Annotated in this window: 17 protein-coding genes; 11 read left to right on the top strand and 6 right to left on the bottom strand. The window is 36.2% G+C overall.

Annotated features, from left to right (window positions below; all coding sequences use genetic code 11):
* Nucleotides 1-88: 88 nt before the first annotated feature.
* Nucleotides 89-898, bottom strand: a complete 810-nt coding sequence (locus PCI70_RS10030) for a 5'-methylthioadenosine/S-adenosylhomocysteine nucleosidase (RefSeq protein WP_269915197.1) — start codon at nucleotides 896-898, stop codon at nucleotides 89-91.
* Between the two features lie 12 nt (nucleotides 899-910).
* Entirely contained in the window at nucleotides 911-1,801 is an 891-nt protein-coding gene (locus PCI70_RS10025) for a 5'-methylthioadenosine/S-adenosylhomocysteine nucleosidase (RefSeq protein WP_269915196.1), read from the bottom strand.
* Between the two features lie 320 nt (nucleotides 1,802-2,121).
* On the opposite strand from PCI70_RS10025, the gene tsx reads away from it, so the two are divergent.
* The 3 genes from tsx (at nucleotide 2,122) to blaOXA (ending at nucleotide 4,603) form a co-directional block, all read left to right on the top strand.
* Nucleotides 2,122-2,976, top strand: a complete 855-nt coding sequence (tsx, locus tag PCI70_RS10020; protein ID WP_269915195.1) for a nucleoside-specific channel-forming protein Tsx — start codon at nucleotides 2,122-2,124, stop codon at nucleotides 2,974-2,976.
* A gap of 80 nt (nucleotides 2,977-3,056) precedes the next feature.
* Complete coding sequence (rph, locus tag PCI70_RS10015; protein WP_269915194.1) at nucleotides 3,057-3,773, top strand: ribonuclease PH; 717 nt, start codon at nucleotides 3,057-3,059, stop codon at nucleotides 3,771-3,773.
* Between the two features lie 44 nt (nucleotides 3,774-3,817).
* On the top strand, nucleotides 3,818-4,603 hold the full coding sequence (gene blaOXA / locus PCI70_RS10010; protein ID WP_442865204.1) for a class D beta-lactamase: 786 nt from the start codon (nucleotides 3,818-3,820) through the stop codon (nucleotides 4,601-4,603).
* On the opposite strand, the gene PCI70_RS10005 is transcribed toward blaOXA, so the two are convergent.
* Nucleotides 4,587-4,961 carry a diacylglycerol kinase gene (locus tag PCI70_RS10005; RefSeq protein WP_269915193.1) on the bottom strand — a complete coding sequence of 125 codons (375 nt, stop codon included), beginning with the start codon at nucleotides 4,959-4,961 and terminating at the stop codon, nucleotides 4,587-4,589. The genes blaOXA and PCI70_RS10005 overlap by 17 nt on opposite strands.
* A 730-nt stretch (nucleotides 4,962-5,691) precedes the next feature.
* On the opposite strand from PCI70_RS10005, the gene ampD reads away from it, so the two are divergent.
* On the top strand, nucleotides 5,692-6,279 hold the full coding sequence (gene ampD, locus PCI70_RS10000) for a 1,6-anhydro-N-acetylmuramyl-L-alanine amidase AmpD (RefSeq protein ID WP_269915192.1): 588 nt from the start codon (nucleotides 5,692-5,694) through the stop codon (nucleotides 6,277-6,279).
* 34 nt (nucleotides 6,280-6,313) lie between these two features.
* On the top strand, nucleotides 6,314-7,855 hold the full coding sequence (gene murJ, locus PCI70_RS09995; RefSeq protein ID WP_269915191.1) for a murein biosynthesis integral membrane protein MurJ: 1,542 nt from the start codon (nucleotides 6,314-6,316) through the stop codon (nucleotides 7,853-7,855).
* A gap of 28 nt (nucleotides 7,856-7,883) precedes the next feature.
* Here murJ and PCI70_RS09990 read toward each other — a convergent pair whose 3' ends face one another.
* From PCI70_RS09990 to PCI70_RS09980, 3 genes are all read right to left on the bottom strand, one after another.
* A complete protein-coding gene (locus PCI70_RS09990) occupies nucleotides 7,884-8,579 on the bottom strand; it encodes an FKBP-type peptidyl-prolyl cis-trans isomerase (RefSeq protein WP_269915190.1) in 696 nt (231 codons plus the stop codon).
* A gap of 98 nt (nucleotides 8,580-8,677) precedes the next feature.
* Nucleotides 8,678-9,370 carry an FKBP-type peptidyl-prolyl cis-trans isomerase gene (locus tag PCI70_RS09985; protein WP_269915189.1) on the bottom strand — a complete coding sequence of 231 codons (693 nt, stop codon included), beginning with the start codon at nucleotides 9,368-9,370 and terminating at the stop codon, nucleotides 8,678-8,680.
* A gap of 282 nt (nucleotides 9,371-9,652) precedes the next feature.
* Nucleotides 9,653-10,336: an FKBP-type peptidyl-prolyl cis-trans isomerase gene (locus tag PCI70_RS09980; protein WP_269915188.1), complete on the bottom strand. Its 684-nt coding sequence runs from the start codon at nucleotides 10,334-10,336 to the stop codon at nucleotides 9,653-9,655.
* Between the two features lie 195 nt (nucleotides 10,337-10,531).
* Here PCI70_RS09980 and tviB point away from each other — a divergent pair, with 195 nt between their 5' ends.
* The 6 genes from tviB to PCI70_RS09950 are packed head-to-tail and all read left to right on the top strand — an operon-like array spanning nucleotide 10,532 to nucleotide 17,180.
* Nucleotides 10,532-11,809: a Vi polysaccharide biosynthesis UDP-N-acetylglucosamine C-6 dehydrogenase TviB gene (tviB, locus tag PCI70_RS09975; protein ID WP_269915212.1), complete on the top strand. Its 1,278-nt coding sequence runs from the start codon at nucleotides 10,532-10,534 to the stop codon at nucleotides 11,807-11,809.
* A gap of 26 nt (nucleotides 11,810-11,835) precedes the next feature.
* Nucleotides 11,836-13,065, top strand: a complete 1,230-nt coding sequence (locus PCI70_RS09970; protein ID WP_269915211.1) for an oligosaccharide flippase family protein — start codon at nucleotides 11,836-11,838, stop codon at nucleotides 13,063-13,065.
* Nucleotides 13,062-14,021 (top strand): glycosyltransferase family 2 protein, encoded by a 960-nt coding sequence (locus tag PCI70_RS09965; RefSeq protein ID WP_269915187.1) that lies wholly within the window; start codon nucleotides 13,062-13,064, stop codon nucleotides 14,019-14,021. The genes PCI70_RS09970 and PCI70_RS09965 overlap by 4 nt, the downstream gene beginning before the upstream one ends.
* On the top strand, nucleotides 14,018-15,079 hold the full coding sequence (locus PCI70_RS09960; RefSeq protein ID WP_269915186.1) for a glycosyltransferase family 4 protein: 1,062 nt from the start codon (nucleotides 14,018-14,020) through the stop codon (nucleotides 15,077-15,079). The genes PCI70_RS09965 and PCI70_RS09960 overlap by 4 nt, the downstream gene beginning before the upstream one ends.
* Nucleotides 15,076-16,152, top strand: coding sequence for a glycosyltransferase (locus PCI70_RS09955; RefSeq protein ID WP_269915185.1), 1,077 nt, complete (start codon nucleotides 15,076-15,078; stop codon nucleotides 16,150-16,152). The genes PCI70_RS09960 and PCI70_RS09955 overlap by 4 nt, the downstream gene beginning before the upstream one ends.
* A complete protein-coding gene (locus PCI70_RS09950) occupies nucleotides 16,149-17,180 on the top strand; it encodes an NAD-dependent epimerase/dehydratase family protein (protein WP_269915184.1) in 1,032 nt (343 codons plus the stop codon). The genes PCI70_RS09955 and PCI70_RS09950 overlap by 4 nt, the downstream gene beginning before the upstream one ends.

Below are 17,180 nucleotides of genomic sequence, written 5' to 3'. Positions count from 1 at the left end.
TTCGTTTTTGGGTTATAAATTGTATAAAAAAATGAAAAGTTTCTCTAAAAACTACGACCTTATATAGATAAGGTCGTAGTGTAGCTTTTTATTTTTGATCTGCTAAGTAGTGTTTTGCAACATTTAGAGAAAAATCTTGGCATGCATTGCCTGTATTAGGGTTATAAGCACCATTATTTGTTAGGTTATTTGAGAGTACGCGAATACCAATAAAGGGTACCTTGTATAGCATTGCCACTTGTGCTGCTGATGCTGTTTCCATTTCTTCTACTGATGTTTGGTAATTTTGATGGAAGTAGTTAATACGATCAATCTCATTGTTCCAAACATCGGCAGAACCAATAACACCTTCTACCACACGACCTTGTGTATAGTTATTTTTAAGTTTTAAGGCTGTATTAAGCAGTACAGGGTCTGCTTTAAAACGAACATGCCGACTTTCTTCTTCAGGAGTTGCATTTTGCGGTAAGACATTAAATGATTTTTTCCATGTTAATGAATTAGATCCTGCACCTTTGGGTTGATTTGGCGTGATAAATGCGCCAATATTTTCTGACTCTTTACCAAGCACAATATCAAATACATTGAGCTTAGGGTCATGACCGCCTGCTGTTCCTTGGTTGATAATTGCCGCAGGGTGGTAATGTTCAATAGCAAGCGCCGTTGCAGCAGCAGCATCTGTCATTCCCATGAGGGTACGAGAGACCACAATTGGATAACCTTGGTATGTTCCTTCCCAAAATTGCCAACCACCCAATTTTTTCATTTTGACATCTTTAAGTTGGCTCACCATATGGTCAGTTTCGATATCCAAGGCACCTTGAATGACCACAGGTGCTTGAGCGTAAATATGCGCCGTACAGGCAAATAATGTACAAAGTAAAATTGGTTTTAGCATAAGGGGAGTGTCCTATTTAAGGGCAGAAACGTATTGAATAACCAGTTTAGATGAGTTTTTAGCCGCAAGTTCAAAGAATGTACCTTCTTCATTTTCACCTGCGCCACCGCCTGCTAAGTCAGATAAAGAACGAAACACAATAAAAGGAACTTGGTTGGTGTATGCCACATGCCCTACGGCTGCAGATTCCATATCGACAACATTAGCATTGAAGGTTTGATGGACATATTGGCGTAATTCGGCATTGTCCATAAAAGATTGCCCAGAAACACCGTTACCACCTAAGACAACTTTAGGGGTATGGCTTAAGCAATGTTGTGTAGATGTACAACGATCTAATTTTGTATTGGCGAGAAGTTGCTTCGCTTGTGCCATTAGGTTTGGATCCACGTGGAACCAAAATTTTTGTTCGGGTGCTTGGCTACCATTGGCAATTTGGACATTTTGTGGAAACATCATGCCAAAATTTGGATAAGGTGTAGATAAAAATGTTGGTGGGACAAATTTACCATTGCTTTGGCGTGCCATAATAGATTCTAAATACTGTCCCCATTGCTCAGGTACAGACACATCACCAATATTAAGCTGTGGATTTACACCACCTGCAATGCCTGAAAAAACGATATTTTTAATATTAAAGTGATCTAAAGCAAGTTGTGTCGTCATCGCTGCGTTAACCATCGACATCCCTGATAAAAATAACACCACATTTTTATTACCAATTTGACCTGTTATAAATTGTGTACGCCCAACAGTCTCAATTTTAGGGTTTTTAAGTGCTGCTTTAAGCTCAGGAATTTCGGGCTGAAAGGCACACACAATTGCAATTCGTTCAACCGAATCAAATGCAAGGGCATAGCTACTTAAAATACATGACATTAAAAATGTGAGAATTCTTTTCATAGATGCTATTTCCTTTGTTAACGCAATTAATATGAAAAAGACCTTCGATTCTAAAGCCAATCTAAATAAATAAAAAGAGAAAAAGCTCATTTTATTAATCAGAATTTTAGGTTAAAGAAAAGAGGATTTTTGTGTATAAATGAAATAAAATAATAACTTAATTTTAATGACGATACGTTTTTAAAATATAAAAATTGATTTTGAGTAAGGCATTGGCATAGTCCTTGCAATTAAAAAATTAATTTTATGAATTACTTATATACGCAAAGAACGTAGCATTTTTAATGCCAAAAATGTTATTGCGTTGGAGCAGATGAATCATGTCTATCAAATATGCCCTTGCAGCCCTTGCCACTTGTTTAACAGTGTCGGCAACACATGCAGACGTAAATGCAACCCTTTGGGGAATTTACAGTAATAATGTCATGTTTAGTCCAAAGCCTGTAGAGAATGGCTATTTAGAAGTGGAATACTATGGACAAAAAGGTGCAATTGATTGGTACGGTTATGTAGATGCACCAAAATATTTTGGTGGTAATCGCAATATTAAAGGAATTTGGGATCAGGGCGATACGTCTTATGTGTTTATGGAACACGAGCCTAAGGTTTCTTTAAACCGTTTAACAGGTAAAGATTTGTCTGTTGGTCCATTTAAAGATTGGTTTGTAGCAGCAGATTGGATTGTTGATGGTGGTAATGCTGCTCTAACACGTCAAAATACGTTGTACTATGGTTTAGGTACATCTATTGATACGCATACTAAATTGGGTATGAACGTAAACGTGTATGCACGCCAACAGTTTGAAAACTATGGCGCTGCCAATGCCTACTCAAATGATGGCGGACGTTTGCAAGTTCAGTTCTTCTACCCACTTTATAGTTTTGGTAATGGTGCTGCGCTTAATTACTTTACCTTTTCCAACTATGATTTTGGTTCAGATTTAGGTGATAAAACCAATGCGCAGGGTGGGTATCAAAATACGCGTACCAATGAAGCATTTGTGTCTACACATGTGTTTTCTTATAACTTAAAGCATTTCCGCGCTTATACGGCTGCTCGTTATTTCCATAACGGTGGACAGTTTAAAGATGGCGCTAAAAATAATTGGGGCACAGAATTTACCCAAACTAGCAATGGTTGGGGATATTACGTTGGTCTTGGTTACCAATTCTAAAAAAAATAAAAGCACGGTACGCCGTGCTTTTTTATGGTCTGTTATAATTTATAAAACTTAACACTCCAAAAGGAAAATTTATGCGTATTGACCAACGAGCATTTGACCAATTACGTGATGTAAAAATTACGCGTAACTATACACGTTATGCAGAAGGTTCTGTTTTGGTAGAATTTGGTCATACCAAAGTGTTATGTACAGCGAGTGTTGATCATAGCGTACCGCGTTTTTTAAAAGGTAAAGGACAAGGTTGGATTACAGCAGAATACGGCATGTTGCCACGTTCTACTCATACGCGTTCTGACCGTGAAGCAGCGCGTGGTAAACAAAGTGGACGTACGCAAGAAATTCAACGCCTGATTGGGCGTAGCTTACGTGCAATGGTTGATTTACAAAAGCTAGGCGAAAATACCATTACCATTGACTGTGATGTTATTCAGGCAGATGGTGGTACACGTACCGCATCTATTACGGGTGCAGCAGTGGCATTGGTTGATGCGGTAAACGTACTACTTGAGAAAAAACGGATTAAGCAAGATCCGCTTAAAGGTTTAATTGCAGCAATTTCTGTAGGTGTTTTCCAAGATCAAGCGATTTTGGATTTATGCTACGAAGAAGATTCAAATTGCCAAACAGATTTAAATGTGGTGATGACACAAGCTGGTGAGTTTATTGAAATTCAAGGAACAGCTGAAGATAAACCATTTACACGTGCACAATCAAACGAAATGCTCGAACTTGCAGAAAAAGGGATTAAAGAGTTAGTCCAAAAGCAACAAGAAGCATTAGGTTGGTAAGATAAGAGAGCCCCATTTGGGGCTTTTTATTTGAAAGGATCATCATGAAAAAAATTCTAACAATTGCTTTAAGTGCAATCGTGACACCTGTTTATGCAACAGACTATGCACAACAACGTATTGCTCATTATTTTGATGAGGCACATACAACAGGCGTTTTGGTCATCAAACAAAATAATCAAACCATGGTATACGGTAATGATATAAAAAGAAGCAAAACCGAGTATGTGCCTGCGTCTACTTTTAAAATGCTCAATGCTTTAATTGGGTTAGAAAATAATAAAGTAAAAACAACCGAAATATTTAAATGGGATGGTCAAAAGCGTGCTTATCCAACGTGGGAAAAGGATATGACGTTAGGCGAAGCAATGAAGCTTTCTGCTGTACCTGTATATCAAACTCTTGCACGCCGTATTGGACTCAAACTTATGCAAAGTGAGGTGAAGCGTGTTGGTTTTGGTAATGCCAATATTGGCACACAGGTCGATAATTTTTGGTTAGTAGGTCCGTTAAAAATTACGCCAATGCAAGAAGTTAATTTTGTTGATCAGCTTGCACATCAAACATTGTCATTTAAACGTTCTACCCAACAGCAAGTAAAAAATATGTTGCTGATAGCCAATCAAAATGGCAGTTCAATTTATGCTAAAAGCGGTTGGAGTGCATCGCAAGTAGGATGGTTAACAGGTTGGGTTGAACAGCCAAATGGTCGCATTGTTTCTTTTTCTTTAAATATGCAAATGCAAAAAAATATGCAACCCACTATTCGTAATGAAATTGTGATGAAGTCTTTAGAAGATTTAAATATTTTACCTAAAACAACACAATAATAATCCATGTAATGGCAATCATACTTAACGCGACAAATTGAGCCGCGCTGCCCATATCTTTTGCATTCTTCGCTAATGGGTGGCGTTCTAAAGAAATACGGTCGACCACAGCTTCAATTGCCGAATTAAATAGCTCAACAATCATGGCAAATAAGCAGACTAAAATAAGAAGTATATGTTCTGCTTTGGTGACATCTACAAAAAGGCTAATCGGGATTAAAATAACATTAATGATAATAATTTGTCTAAACGCTGCTTCGTTGATGAATGCCGCCTTAAAACCATCAATAGAATAACTAAACGCATTTAAAATACGTTTAATTCCATTTTTACCTTTAAATGGTGATTGTTGTTCCATAATCTTATTTGATTAATTTATTCTTTTGTAGTTTATGAGAAATACTGACAAAAGTAAAAAGACTTAGATCGTGAAAAAGAATCATACTGAAATAAGCTAAACTTTGGTTTAAGTCGATTTTACTGATGGCACATATTTTTTAAATCTAATTATCTCAATAGATTTCTTGCATAAATTAAAAAATAGCCATGTTCTTGGTTGTTTTGCATAGTCCAATTGCAGTTAAAACGCTACTTTCTCGTTCTGACGGGTGGTCAAAAAATGACTTTTGAATATTTAAACCCAAATTGAGAGCAAAGACTCGATATAAATTTTTATAAAAGATTGATCTTTTGTATATCACAGATAATTTTCTCTAATTGAAGAATTAAAAAATAAACGCTCTAAAAATATTTTTTTGATAAAACTGTTTTGAAGTTTTGATTTTAAGAAAAAGAATTGAGTAAAACTTAATAGGATCATCTAACGTCAATCTAGTTTGAATAAATTTTTTATAAAAACCTTAGGTTAGTTTTACTATATAGAGTTTAAAAAAATTTCCTAAAATTAAAGATTTTTATTTATAAAATAGGGGGATATCAATTTAGAATGAAATATAAAATTAGTTTTATATTAGAGCAAATTTTTTTATACAGATGAGTATAAGATCTATTTGTTATTGTGTTTTATCTAAAATATAAATACGTTTTTCAGGTTATGATAGCGTTAAGTAATTGATGATGATGTAGCAATGACGCAGTTTAACGTGGTAAATGGTATGTTGCAGGGTGCCAAACAAATACCTTCTCCTAATTTTAATCAACGTCCGAAAAATACAGAGATTCAATTAATTGTAGTACATAACATTAGTTTGCCACCTTCTCAATTTGGTGGTGGATATATTCAACAATTCTTTCAAAATCAACTGGATTGGAACACTCATCCATATTTCAAAGAAATTGAAGGCATGCAGGTCTCTGCTCACCTTTTAATTCTTCGTACAGGACAGGCAATACAGTTTGTCAATTTTAATGACCGCGCTTGGCATGCAGGACGTTCAAGTTATTTAGGTTTACAAGAATGTAATGATTACTCTATTGGTATTGAGCTTGAAGGTTCGGATGACTCACCTTTTGAAAGTGAGCAGTACCAAACATTAGCTAAGATTATTAAACAGTTACAGCTTACCTATCCTAAAACACAGCATCATATTGCAGGGCATTCTGATATTGCACCTTTAAGAAAAACCGATCCAGGCCCTTATTTTGATTGGGTATATATGCGTACACTTTTGTCACAACAAAAAAATTATAACGAAAATTTAAGCACTTTTGATTAGAATAGCCGCTTTAAAAGAAATATAGGGTAAAGCAATGGCACTTTGGCGATCGACATTTGTCGTAAGTGCAATGACGATGTTATCGCGAGTTTTAGGACTTGTACGCGACATGGTGTTGCTCAACGTATTTGGGGCAGGGAAGGAGTTTGACGTTTTTGTTGTTGCCTTTCGTATTCCTAACTTTTTTAGGCGATTATTTGCCGAAGGGGCATTTTCTCAAGCGTTTATTCCTGTTTTAACCGAATACAAAACAGGGCGTTTACATGCAGAAGTACAAATTTTAATTAGCCGTGTATTTGGTTGTTTACTCATGCTGATGTCAACCATAACGTTGATTGCCATGATTGCCGCACCTACCATTGTGTATGTTTATGCCCCAGGATTTCATGATCATCCTGAAAAATTTGCGCATGCTGTACAAATGTTTCGTTTGACTATTCCGTACTTAATGTTTATGTCGTTAACGGCATTTGCAAGTAGCATTTTAAACAGTTACGGTTCTTTTTTTAGTCCTGCTTTTTCTCCTGTCCTGCTTAATATTGCCATGATTGCAGGTGCATGGTGGCTTACGCCGTACATGGATACGCCAATTTTATCGTTAGGTTGGGCAGTTATAGCGGCAGGGATTATTCAGCTTGCGATTCAAATTCCTGAATTGTGGCATAAAAAATTGCTGATCCCACCAAAAGTTGATTTTAAACACGAAGGCGTTCGCCAAATTTTAAAGTTAATGTTGCCTGCACTATTTGGTGTATCTGTTACGCAAATTAATCTATTACTTAACACCATTTGGGCATCATTTATGCAAGATGGTTCGGTATCTTGGCTGTATAGTGCCGAACGTATGACCGAGCTTCCTTTAGGTTTAATTGGTGTTGCAATTGGTACAGTTATTTTACCTTCTTTATCGGCACGCCATGCAGAGCAAGACACACAAAAATTTAGAGCGATGATTGATTGGGGCGCACGTGTCATTATTTTGGTGGGTGTTCCTGCAAGTATTGCACTATTTATGCTTTCAACCCCAATTATTCAGTCGTTGTTCCAACGTGGTGAATTTACCGTACAAGATACCCAAATGACGGCATTGGCATTGCAGTGCATGAGTGGTGGCGTTTTAGCCTTTATGCTTATTAAAATTTTTGCACCAGGGTTTTATGCTCAAAAAGATACAAAAACACCTGTAAGGATTGGCTTAGCGGCTGTTGCAACTAATGCCATTATGAATGTAATACTCATTAGTATTTTTAAACATATCGATTGGTATGCACCGCATATGGCGTTAGGCATTTCATCTTCTACATCTGCATTGGTGAATGCAGGGCTACTGTATTACTTTTTGCATAAGCGTGGCATTTTTAGCTTTGGTTTACATTGGAAAAAAATTGCCGTGCAATACATGGTGGCTAATTTAGCCATGGTGTTTGCACTGGCTGTTGGCCTACATTTTTATGATGGCACGCTATCACAATGGTTACGTATTTCTGAGGTAGTGGGATTATGTTTAATAGGTACGTTAGCTTATGCAGTCGCATTGTTAGCAACAGGTTTTAGACCACGCCATTTACGTCCATAAAAAAAGCACTCTCAGAGTGCTTTTTTTATTATTTATTTACTTTGATCAGTTCAACATCAAAAATAAGGGTAGAGTTTGGCTCAATCACATCACCTGTTCCAATTTCGCCATAACCAAATTTTGCCGGAATAAAGAAACGCGTTTTACCACCTTCTTTCATAGTGGCTAAACCTTGCTGTAAGCCTAGCACTAAATCACTCATATTAACGTTAACCTCTTGTTGGCGTGCAATTGAACTGTCAAATACCGTGCCATCAATTAAACGACCTTCATAATTAATCGTGACATTGCTATTAGGCTGCGGTGTAATCCCTTTACCCATTTGTAAAACTGTATATTGCACGCCTGAAGCGAGCGTTTTAATATCTGGCTTTTTAGCATTTTGGCTTAGAAAAATACGCTCAGCATCACTATTTTTTTTCGCTTGCTGTTGTAGTTTAATAAATTCTTGATTTTCTGCTTGTTGGCGGTAAGTACCAATCGCTTGTTTCATCTGTTGTTCAGAAAGTACGGGTTGCTTTTGCTGCGAAGCTGTTACTATTCCTTGAATAAAAGCATCTAAATCTAAACCACGCATGGCGTCAGCATTATTTTTAGCAAGTAGATACCCTAAACTATAACCTGCTTGATCGCTCAAACTGCTTTGCGCGTTAATTGTTGGTGCTGCCCACAGTGCACTTGATAAACAAGTGACAGAGCAGAAAAGTGCTAAGCATTTTTTCATTATTGTACCTCACTGAGCAAGAAATGCCTGAACAGTGTCAGGCAGTTTTCTTGAATATACTGTACTTTAAAATAAATTAAAGTATGGAAAGCGTAATCTTATTCTACTTTTAAGAGTTCCACATCAACAATAAGAGTACTGTTTGATGGTACGTTACCTGTGCCTGCTTCACCGTATGCTAAGCGTGAAGGAACAAAGAAACGAGTTTTCCCACGTTCACGCATCGTTTGTAAGCCTTCTGTTAAACCTTCAAAAAAACGACTCACACGTATCACACGGTCTTCATGTTTTTCAACAACACTATCATCAAGTAAACGTATTTCATATGAGACTTTAACATTATTGCTACTTTGTGGCATACGTCCTAAACCTGCTTTGAGGACCTTATACTGCAAACCTGAAGGTGTTGTAATCATTCCTAACTGACGTTCATTCTCGTTAAAAAATGCTTTTTCTTTAAGATTAGTTGTACTCATTGTATTGTTTGCGTACTGACGATTATCATTACGGGTATTTTGTGTTTGCTCACTACGATTATTTATCGCTTGATTATCATTACGAGTATTTTGTACTTGCGTAGTATTGTTACGACTACTTTGTTGCTGTTCAGCTAAGCGATTATCTTGGGTAGATGCAAGAACACCTTGAATAAATGCATCTGCATTTTTATTGCTTTGTGCTGCTTGATAGCCTTTTTGATATGCGTTCTGTTCGTTGCTTTGACCATTTGCTGAAAAAACGGCAGTAGAAAAACATGAGATTGTACATGCAAATACAAACATCTTTTTCATAGGATATTGTTCCTAAGTGGGGAGATAAAATTATAGATATATAAAAAAAGTTTACCTTCAAAGAGAAGTAAACTGTATGCAGCAAAACTGCAAACTTAAATAAAAAGTATACTGTTTTAGTAAACTTTTAGTTGGTAAATTATAAGTGTACTATTTTTAGATGTGTAGGATAAAAAATAAACTTTTTGTAAATTAGTGAAAAAGATCACATTTTATTCATAAAAATAAAGCATTTTTATAGTTTTACATCAATTAAAAAGGGAGCATATTGCTCCCTTTATTTTATTTTACTGAAATTAATTCAATTTTGAAGATTAAAACACTATTTGCAGGAATACTTCCTACACTTTGCTCACCATAACCAAGTTTTGCAGGTACATAAAGCATCATACTACCGCCTTCTTTAATTAAAGGTAAGCCTTCAATCCAACCTGGAATCGTTGAACCTAATGGAAGCTCAACTGGTTCTTTACGTGCAAAACTACTATCAAATACCGTACCGTCTACCAACTTACCTTCATAGTTTACTTTAACAGTAGATTGAGCCGTTGGTGTTTTGCCTGTACCTTCTTTTAAGATTTGGTACTGTAAGCCTGAAGCTGTTGTTTTAATTTCAGGTTTTTTAGCATTATCTGCTAAAAACTTTTCGTTTGATTTACCTTGATTGGCAGCTTTTTCTTGCAGTGTTTTTTGATATTGCTCAGCTGCTTTTTTAATTTCTGCTTCTGAATAAATTGGGTCTTTATGGGCTTGGCTATCACGCATACCGTTTGCAAGTTGGTCAATACTCAGTTCCGCTGGAATTTGAGCCCCTGCTTGGTACCCTTGTGCATAGCTTAAAATTGCCATGGGGTCAGAACTTTTCGCTGGTTTTTCTGCTGAGTCATTGTGTTTAGAACATGCAACAGGAACTAATGCTAAACCTGTTAGTAATACAGCAACAGAAAGTGGTAACGCTTTACTCATAAGAACATCCAAATCGTTATCTAGATATGACGATAAAATCACATAAAAAAGAATACTGCCAAAATACTGCTAAATCACGATAAAATATATGATCACTATGTAAATATGGCGTACTACGCTGTATTGTATATGAAGTACAACAACATTTTTGATGTTGGCACTTTTCTGTTGTTTTTCTTTAGGATCAAACGCATGATGTTGCAACTCGATCAGCTTAAAATTGCAATTGTAGGACTAGGTTATGTGGGTTTACCCCTAGCTGTAGAGTTTGGTAAAAAAGTTGTAACAGTGGGTTTAGATATTCATGAAAAACGTATTGAAGCACTCAAAGCAGGCAATGATCATACGCTTGAAACTTCAAGTGAAGAACTCAAACAGGCAACATACCTAAGCTATACAACAGATATTCAAGACATACGAGATTGTAATTTTTATATTGTGACAGTACCCACGCCAATAGATGAATACAAACAACCCGATCTAACACCTTTAATTAAAGCCTCAAACAGTATTGGGCAGATACTTAAAAAAGGTGATGTTGTGGTATATGAGTCGACGGTTTATCCGGGTGCAACCGAAGAAGTATGTATTCCAATTTTAGAAAAAGTATCGGGTTTACGTTACAACCAAGATTTTTTTGCAGGCTATAGTCCTGAGCGTATTAACCCGGGTGATAAAGAACATCGTGTAACTAATATTTTAAAAATTACATCGGGGTCTACACCTGAAATTGCAGACTATGTAGATGCTGTTTATAACCTGATTATTAAAGCAGGCACACATCAAGCAACATCTATAAAAGTGGCAGAGGCTGCCAAAGTCATTGAAAATACGCAACGTGATGTAAATATTGCCCTCATTAATGAGCTTGCACTCATTTTTAATAAAATGGGTATTGATACAGAAGAAGTTTTGCAAGCAGCAGGTACAAAATGGAATTTCTTACCGTTTCGTCCGGGGCTTGTAGGTGGGCATTGTATTGGGGTAGATCCGTATTATTTAACGCATAAAGCACAAGCCATTGGTTATCATCCTGAAATTATTTTAGCAGGTCGCCGTTTAAACGATAGCATGGGGGCTTACGTCGTCACGCAACTTGTAAAAACCATGGTTAAAAAACGGATTCAGGTTGAAGAAGCAAAAGTGTTAGTTTTAGGCTTAAGTTTTAAAGAAAACTGCCCAGATGTGCGTAATACCAAAATTATTGATATTGTGAATGAACTTAAAGAATATCATATTGATGTAGATGTTTATGACCCATGGGTTGAGCCAAGTGAAGTACAGCACGAATATGGTATTGATGTAATTTCATCACCTAAAAAAAACTATTACGATGCAGTGGTCATGGCAGTAGCACATCAGCAATTTAAGATATTAAACCGTGCTGATATTGCAAATATGGCAAAAGAAAATTTTGTTTTATATGACTTAAAATATGTGATGGATAAGCAAGACGTTGATATTCGTTTGTGAGAAAGGTTTATCTTAATTCGTTATGGATGATGTCTGAAAAATTACTGTCCATTTTTGGCTTAATTTTTGTGACATCATTTGTAGCACGTTATATCGGACCTGAAAATTTTGGTAAGCTTACGTTTGCTACGTCCATTTTTGCTATTGTACAAACATTAGCAATGTTTGGTTCTGACAATATTATTTTTCAAAAAACCAGTAAAAATAAAAAAACAGGTGAGCGAATTATTCACGCTACCCAGCAGATCCGTAATGTGTTGTATGCCATATTTGCAACGGTTGTTTTGGCATATTTATATTACAGCGTAGACCAACTCACATTTATTTTTTCGGTGGCTTCATGTATTGCGGTTTATTTTGCATTACATGATGTTTATAACATTTATTTTAATGCTACCTTGCAGTCGTATATCAATACCATCTGTAATGTAACAGCGATTTTAGTCAGTTTAGTGGTTCGCTACTGTATTGCAAAACTTCAGCTACCTGTGGCTTATTTAAGCTTACCCATTGTCCTCATTACGCTCATTCCTTTTGTAATGCGTTGGTTTTTGTTTAAACATAAAGCTATTACACCTAAGACATCTCATAAAATACAGTACTACCGCCGTTATATGTTAGCGGTGGGTAAAAAACTAGTGTTGTATAGTTTATCGATTGCTATTTTTACTAAAACCTCGCAGTTGTTTTTAGGCTTATCTTCACAGCACGATTTAGGCATTTATACCGTTGCGATGACGTTGGGGAGTAGCTTTTATTTTGTACTCAATGCGCTTATTTCGTCTTTCTTAACTCAAATTTATGCCCAAAAAGATATGGAACAAAGCCAAAACATGGTGGCAAAACTCAGTGCTTTAGTGGCAAGTATTGCACTTATGGCAGGTGGTTTTTTTCTTATTTTTGGACATTATATTATTGATTGGTTGTACGGTTCGGCTTACCAACAAGTCAACCAAATTTTATTACTTGCCGTAATGGTTACGCTATTTTCGGGTATGTCTACGGTGGCAGAGAAATACTTAATTAAATTTAATGCATATGATTATTTGCATAAAAAGACGATGGTTTTGGTGCTGTTTAACGTTATTTTAACTTATGTTGCTGTACATTTTTATTCATTATATGGTGCAATTTTTGCTATTCTTGCCACGGAAATTTTATCACTGACGGTGTTTAATTATTTCTTTAAAAATGGGCTTATTTTAAATGCTCATCTGCGTATATTTAAACCCTCTACTTATCGCCGTAAACCATGAAAAAAATCAGCTTGATTGTGCCTGTTTATCGGGTTGAGAAATATATTACTGCTTGTTTAGAAAGTATATGTGAACAACTGCCTGAGCCAAGTATCGAAATTATTGTGGTCAACGATGGTACGCCCGATCAATCTATGCAGATGGTAAAACGCTTTTTAGCACGCCAAAATATAGCAGTTGCACAGCAGTTTATTTGTATTGATCAAGAAAATTTAGGGCTCAGTGGTGCAAGAAATACAGGCTTAGAACAGGCACAGGGAGAATATATTGCGTTTTTGGACTCTGATGACATTTTAAAATCCAATTATTTTAAAACGTTACTTAATATTCTAGCCAAGCAATCGCCCGATTTAATTCAGTTTTGTGCAGAACGTATTGATGATGTAGGGCAAACTTCTGTATTTTTAAAACCAATGCCACAAGAAGGTTATTTAACTTTAAATGAACCACAACGCTTAGAAATTTTTAACCGTTCTGCTTGGTTTTCTTGGTTAAGAATTTATAAAAAACAATTATTTGATGGTATTCGTTTTCCTGTGAGGAAAAACTACGAAGATGCTTACACGACTCCTTTTTTATTTTTAAAAGCACAGTCTATTTATATAACCAATCAAGTGTTACTGCAGTACCGTATTAATTTACAGGGTATTACGGCAACCAAATCTAAAAAGAATATTGATGACTTAGGTGGTGGGGCATTGTGTTATTTACAGCATATTAAAAAGTACCCTATTTTAACGCCAACATTGGTGTCTATTTCACAATCTTATATTTACGATAGCCTAAATGTAGAAGGTTTTAAAACAGCATATGAGCGTTGTAATAATTTAAATTTAAAGGCTTATCATTTAGATGAGCACCTCATTTTAAATCGGGGTAACCGTTTATTTTTTAAATTTGGTATTTGGTTTTTATTACTTGATAAAATACTTAGAAAGCTTGGTATTCAAAAATGAACATCTGTTTTTTAGTGGGTAATTTAAATTTAGCAGGGGGTACAGAACGTACCACAATACTGCTTGCCAATGCATTATCTCAGCATCATGAGATTTTTACCCTCAATATTCAGCAAGGTGAAACCCCTTTTTTTACCCTGCAACCTAATATAAAAAATGCATATTTATTTGATCATCCTGTATCAATGAAACGTTATGCCATTTCAACTATTTTAAAAATTAGAGCATTTATAAAAGCCCATCAAATTGATTGTTTAATTGTGGTAGATAGTATTTCTTGTGTCTTTACTGTGCCTGCTTTGATGGGGTTAAACGTCAAGCATATTTGTTGGGAGCATTTTAATTTTGATATTAATTTAGGCACACGGTTACGTGATTGGGGTAGAAAACTAGCAAGCCGTTACTGCGATGCAGTGGTAACACTGACAGAGCATGATGCCACACATTGGCAAAATGCGTTGCCACATCATCACGCTAAAATTATAGCAATTGCTAATTTATCTGCTTTTAATATTCAAACTACGAATCCAACACAAGTCAATAAAACCGTACTGTCCGTAGGGCGGTTACGCCATGAAAAAGGCTTTGATTTGCTTATTCAAGCATGGCAACAGGTAGTTAAACAGTACCCCAATTGGCAACTTAAAATTATTGGTAGTGGCGAACAGGCAGATCAACTTAAACAATCTACAACGGTTGTGGATAACATTCAATTTATCCCCAATACCGCAGATTTAACACTAAGTTATCAACAGGCATCTATTTATTGCTTACCATCTCGTTTTGAAGGTTTTGGTATGGTATTGGTTGAGGCGATGTCGTTTGGGCTACCGATTGTGGCATTTGACTGTAAAATTGGACCGAAAGAAATTTTAAAAAATACGCTTAATACATTAGTTGAAGCTGAAAATACGCAAGCGTTGGCAGATGCTTTGTGCAATATGATTGCCATGCAAGCCAAACAGTATGACGCGATTGTAGTGCAAAATAAAAAACATGCTCAGCAATACCAAGCAGATGCTATCTTGCCACGTTGGCTAGAACTCATAAACGCATGAAAATTCTATTTGTAATTACAGGGCTTGGGTTAGGCGGAGCAGAGCAAGTGGTGGTGACGCTTGTCAATCAGCTAATCGCAAGAGGACATCAGGTTAAAATTGCTTATTTACGAGGCGATGTCATTGTTCGTCCGCATCAAAATGTTGAGCTAATTCATTTAGGTTTTGATGGTATAAAAAACTTTATCAAAGCGTGTAAAAATTTAAAAAAAATTATTCAAGAATTTAAACCCGATGTGGTTCATGCGCATTTATTCCATGCGTGTTTATTGGCACGTTTGGTGCGTATTACTCAGCCGATGCCACGTTTGGTGTGTACAGCTCATAGCAAAGCGATTGGGGGTAAAGCACGAGCATGGTTGTATCGTGTAACAGATGATTTATCTGATATCAACACCAATGTAAGTGAAGAAGCCACAGCTTATTTTATTGAACAAAAGGTTTTTTTAAAACAGCGCAGTTGTACGGTAACCAATGGGATTGATACGCCGAAATTTAAATTTGAGCCAAACCAACGCATAGAACTAAGACAAAAATTTGGTTTAACAAACGAAACTGTTTTTATGGCAGTAGGGCGTTTTAATGAGGCAAAAGATTACCCCAACTTAATTGATGCTTTTTTGCAACTTAAACAACAAAACACTATAAAACTTTATATTATAGGCGATGGAAAACTAAGATCTCAGCTTGAAGCAAAAATTCAAGGGCATTCTAATATTACATTGTTAGGTGCGCGTGATGATGTCGCACAACTATTGTGTATGAGCGATATATTTGTGCTGTCTTCTGCGTGGGAAGGTTTTGGTTTAGTGGTTGCCGAAGCCATGAGTTGTGAACGAGTGATAGTTGCAACAGACTGTGGCGGTGTAAAAGAAGTGCTTGACCAACCTGAATGGTTAGTACCACCTCAAAATAGCAAATTGTTAAGCGAAAAAATGCAACAAGCAGTACAATTATCTACGCATCAAAAACAACAGATTGGACAGCAAAATCGTGAACGAATAATTAAACATTATTCAGTAGAACGCATGCTTAACCAATGGTTAGAAATTTATACAAAGGCAAACAAATGAACCAATATCAACAATGTTGCGAGACGCTTTTACAACAACCTAAAACATGGCTAATTACAGGCGTGGCGGGTTTTATTGGTTCTAACTTGCTCGAAAAACTATTACTACTGAATCAAAACGTGGTGGGTTTAGATAATTTCTCAACAGGTTTTCAGCATAACTTAGACGAAGTAAAAGCCACAGTTTCTGCTCAGCAATGGCAAAATTTTAAATTTATCCAAGGCGATATTTGTAATTTAGAAGATTGCAAAACAGCGTGTATAGATGTGGATTATGTGTTGCATCAAGCAGCATTAGGGTCTGTACCACGCTCGGTGCAAAACCCAATTGCAACCAATGCCAGTAATATTGATGGCTTTTTAAATATGTTAGTGGCAGCCAAAGAAGCCAATATTAAAAATATGGTATATGCAGCGAGTAGCTCTACTTATGGCGACCATACTGCACTCCCAAAACAAGAAGATATTATTGGCAATCCACTTTCGCCCTATGCTGTCACAAAGTATGTCAATGAGCTATATGCCAACGTGTTTTATCGTTGTTATGGTTTAAATACCATTGGTTTACGTTATTTTAATATTTTTGGTAAACGCCAAACCCCCGATGGTGCATACGCTGCTGTTATTCCAAAATGGACAGCGGCAATGATTAAACACGATACGGTTTATATTAATGGCGATGGTACAACAAGCCGTGATTTCAATTTTATTGAAAATGCCGTACAAGCCAACTTATTGGCTGCCACCACACAAAATCAAGATGCTTTGAACCAAATTTACAATGTTGCTGTGGGTGGGCGTACAGATTTAAATACATTATTTGAGATGTTAAAAACTAACCTTGCACAACACAATATTGATTACTCACAATCTGCCATCTACCGAGAGTTTAGAGTGGGTGATGTAAAGCATTCGCAAGCTGATATTTCTAAAATTGAGCGACGCTTGGGATATGCTCCTGAATTTACGATTGCACAAGGGATTGAAAAAGCAATGCCTTGGTATGTACAGCATTTAGAAAGTGAATAA

Source organism: Acinetobacter sp. HY1485 (assembly GCF_027568475.1).
Lineage (GTDB): Bacteria > Pseudomonadota > Gammaproteobacteria > Pseudomonadales > Moraxellaceae > Acinetobacter.
The sequence above is the reverse complement of the archived record's forward strand: the minus strand, read 5'-3'. Positions and strand labels throughout refer to the sequence as shown.

Coding starts and splice junctions, on each gene's coding strand:
- PCI70_RS10030 (WP_269915197.1), bottom strand. CDS start 898: ATGCTAAAACCAATTTTACTTTGTACATTATTTGCCTGTACGGCGCAT.
- PCI70_RS10025 (WP_269915196.1), bottom strand. CDS start 1,801: ATGAAAAGAATTCTCACATTTTTAATGTCATGTATTTTAAGTAGCTAT.
- tsx (WP_269915195.1), top strand. CDS start 2,122: ATGTCTATCAAATATGCCCTTGCAGCCCTTGCCACTTGTTTAACAGTG.
- rph (WP_269915194.1), top strand. CDS start 3,057: ATGCGTATTGACCAACGAGCATTTGACCAATTACGTGATGTAAAAATT.
- blaOXA (WP_442865204.1), top strand. CDS start 3,818: ATGAAAAAAATTCTAACAATTGCTTTAAGTGCAATCGTGACACCTGTT.
- PCI70_RS10005 (WP_269915193.1), bottom strand. CDS start 4,961: ATGGAACAACAATCACCATTTAAAGGTAAAAATGGAATTAAACGTATT.
- ampD (WP_269915192.1), top strand. CDS start 5,692: ATGACGCAGTTTAACGTGGTAAATGGTATGTTGCAGGGTGCCAAACAA.
- murJ (WP_269915191.1), top strand. CDS start 6,314: ATGGCACTTTGGCGATCGACATTTGTCGTAAGTGCAATGACGATGTTA.
- PCI70_RS09990 (WP_269915190.1), bottom strand. CDS start 8,579: ATGAAAAAATGCTTAGCACTTTTCTGCTCTGTCACTTGTTTATCAAGT.
- PCI70_RS09985 (WP_269915189.1), bottom strand. CDS start 9,370: ATGAAAAAGATGTTTGTATTTGCATGTACAATCTCATGTTTTTCTACT.
- PCI70_RS09980 (WP_269915188.1), bottom strand. CDS start 10,336: ATGAGTAAAGCGTTACCACTTTCTGTTGCTGTATTACTAACAGGTTTA.
- tviB (WP_269915212.1), top strand. CDS start 10,532: ATGTTGCAACTCGATCAGCTTAAAATTGCAATTGTAGGACTAGGTTAT.
- PCI70_RS09970 (WP_269915211.1), top strand. CDS start 11,836: ATGATGTCTGAAAAATTACTGTCCATTTTTGGCTTAATTTTTGTGACA.
- PCI70_RS09965 (WP_269915187.1), top strand. CDS start 13,062: ATGAAAAAAATCAGCTTGATTGTGCCTGTTTATCGGGTTGAGAAATAT.
- PCI70_RS09960 (WP_269915186.1), top strand. CDS start 14,018: ATGAACATCTGTTTTTTAGTGGGTAATTTAAATTTAGCAGGGGGTACA.
- PCI70_RS09955 (WP_269915185.1), top strand. CDS start 15,076: ATGAAAATTCTATTTGTAATTACAGGGCTTGGGTTAGGCGGAGCAGAG.
- PCI70_RS09950 (WP_269915184.1), top strand. CDS start 16,149: ATGAACCAATATCAACAATGTTGCGAGACGCTTTTACAACAACCTAAA.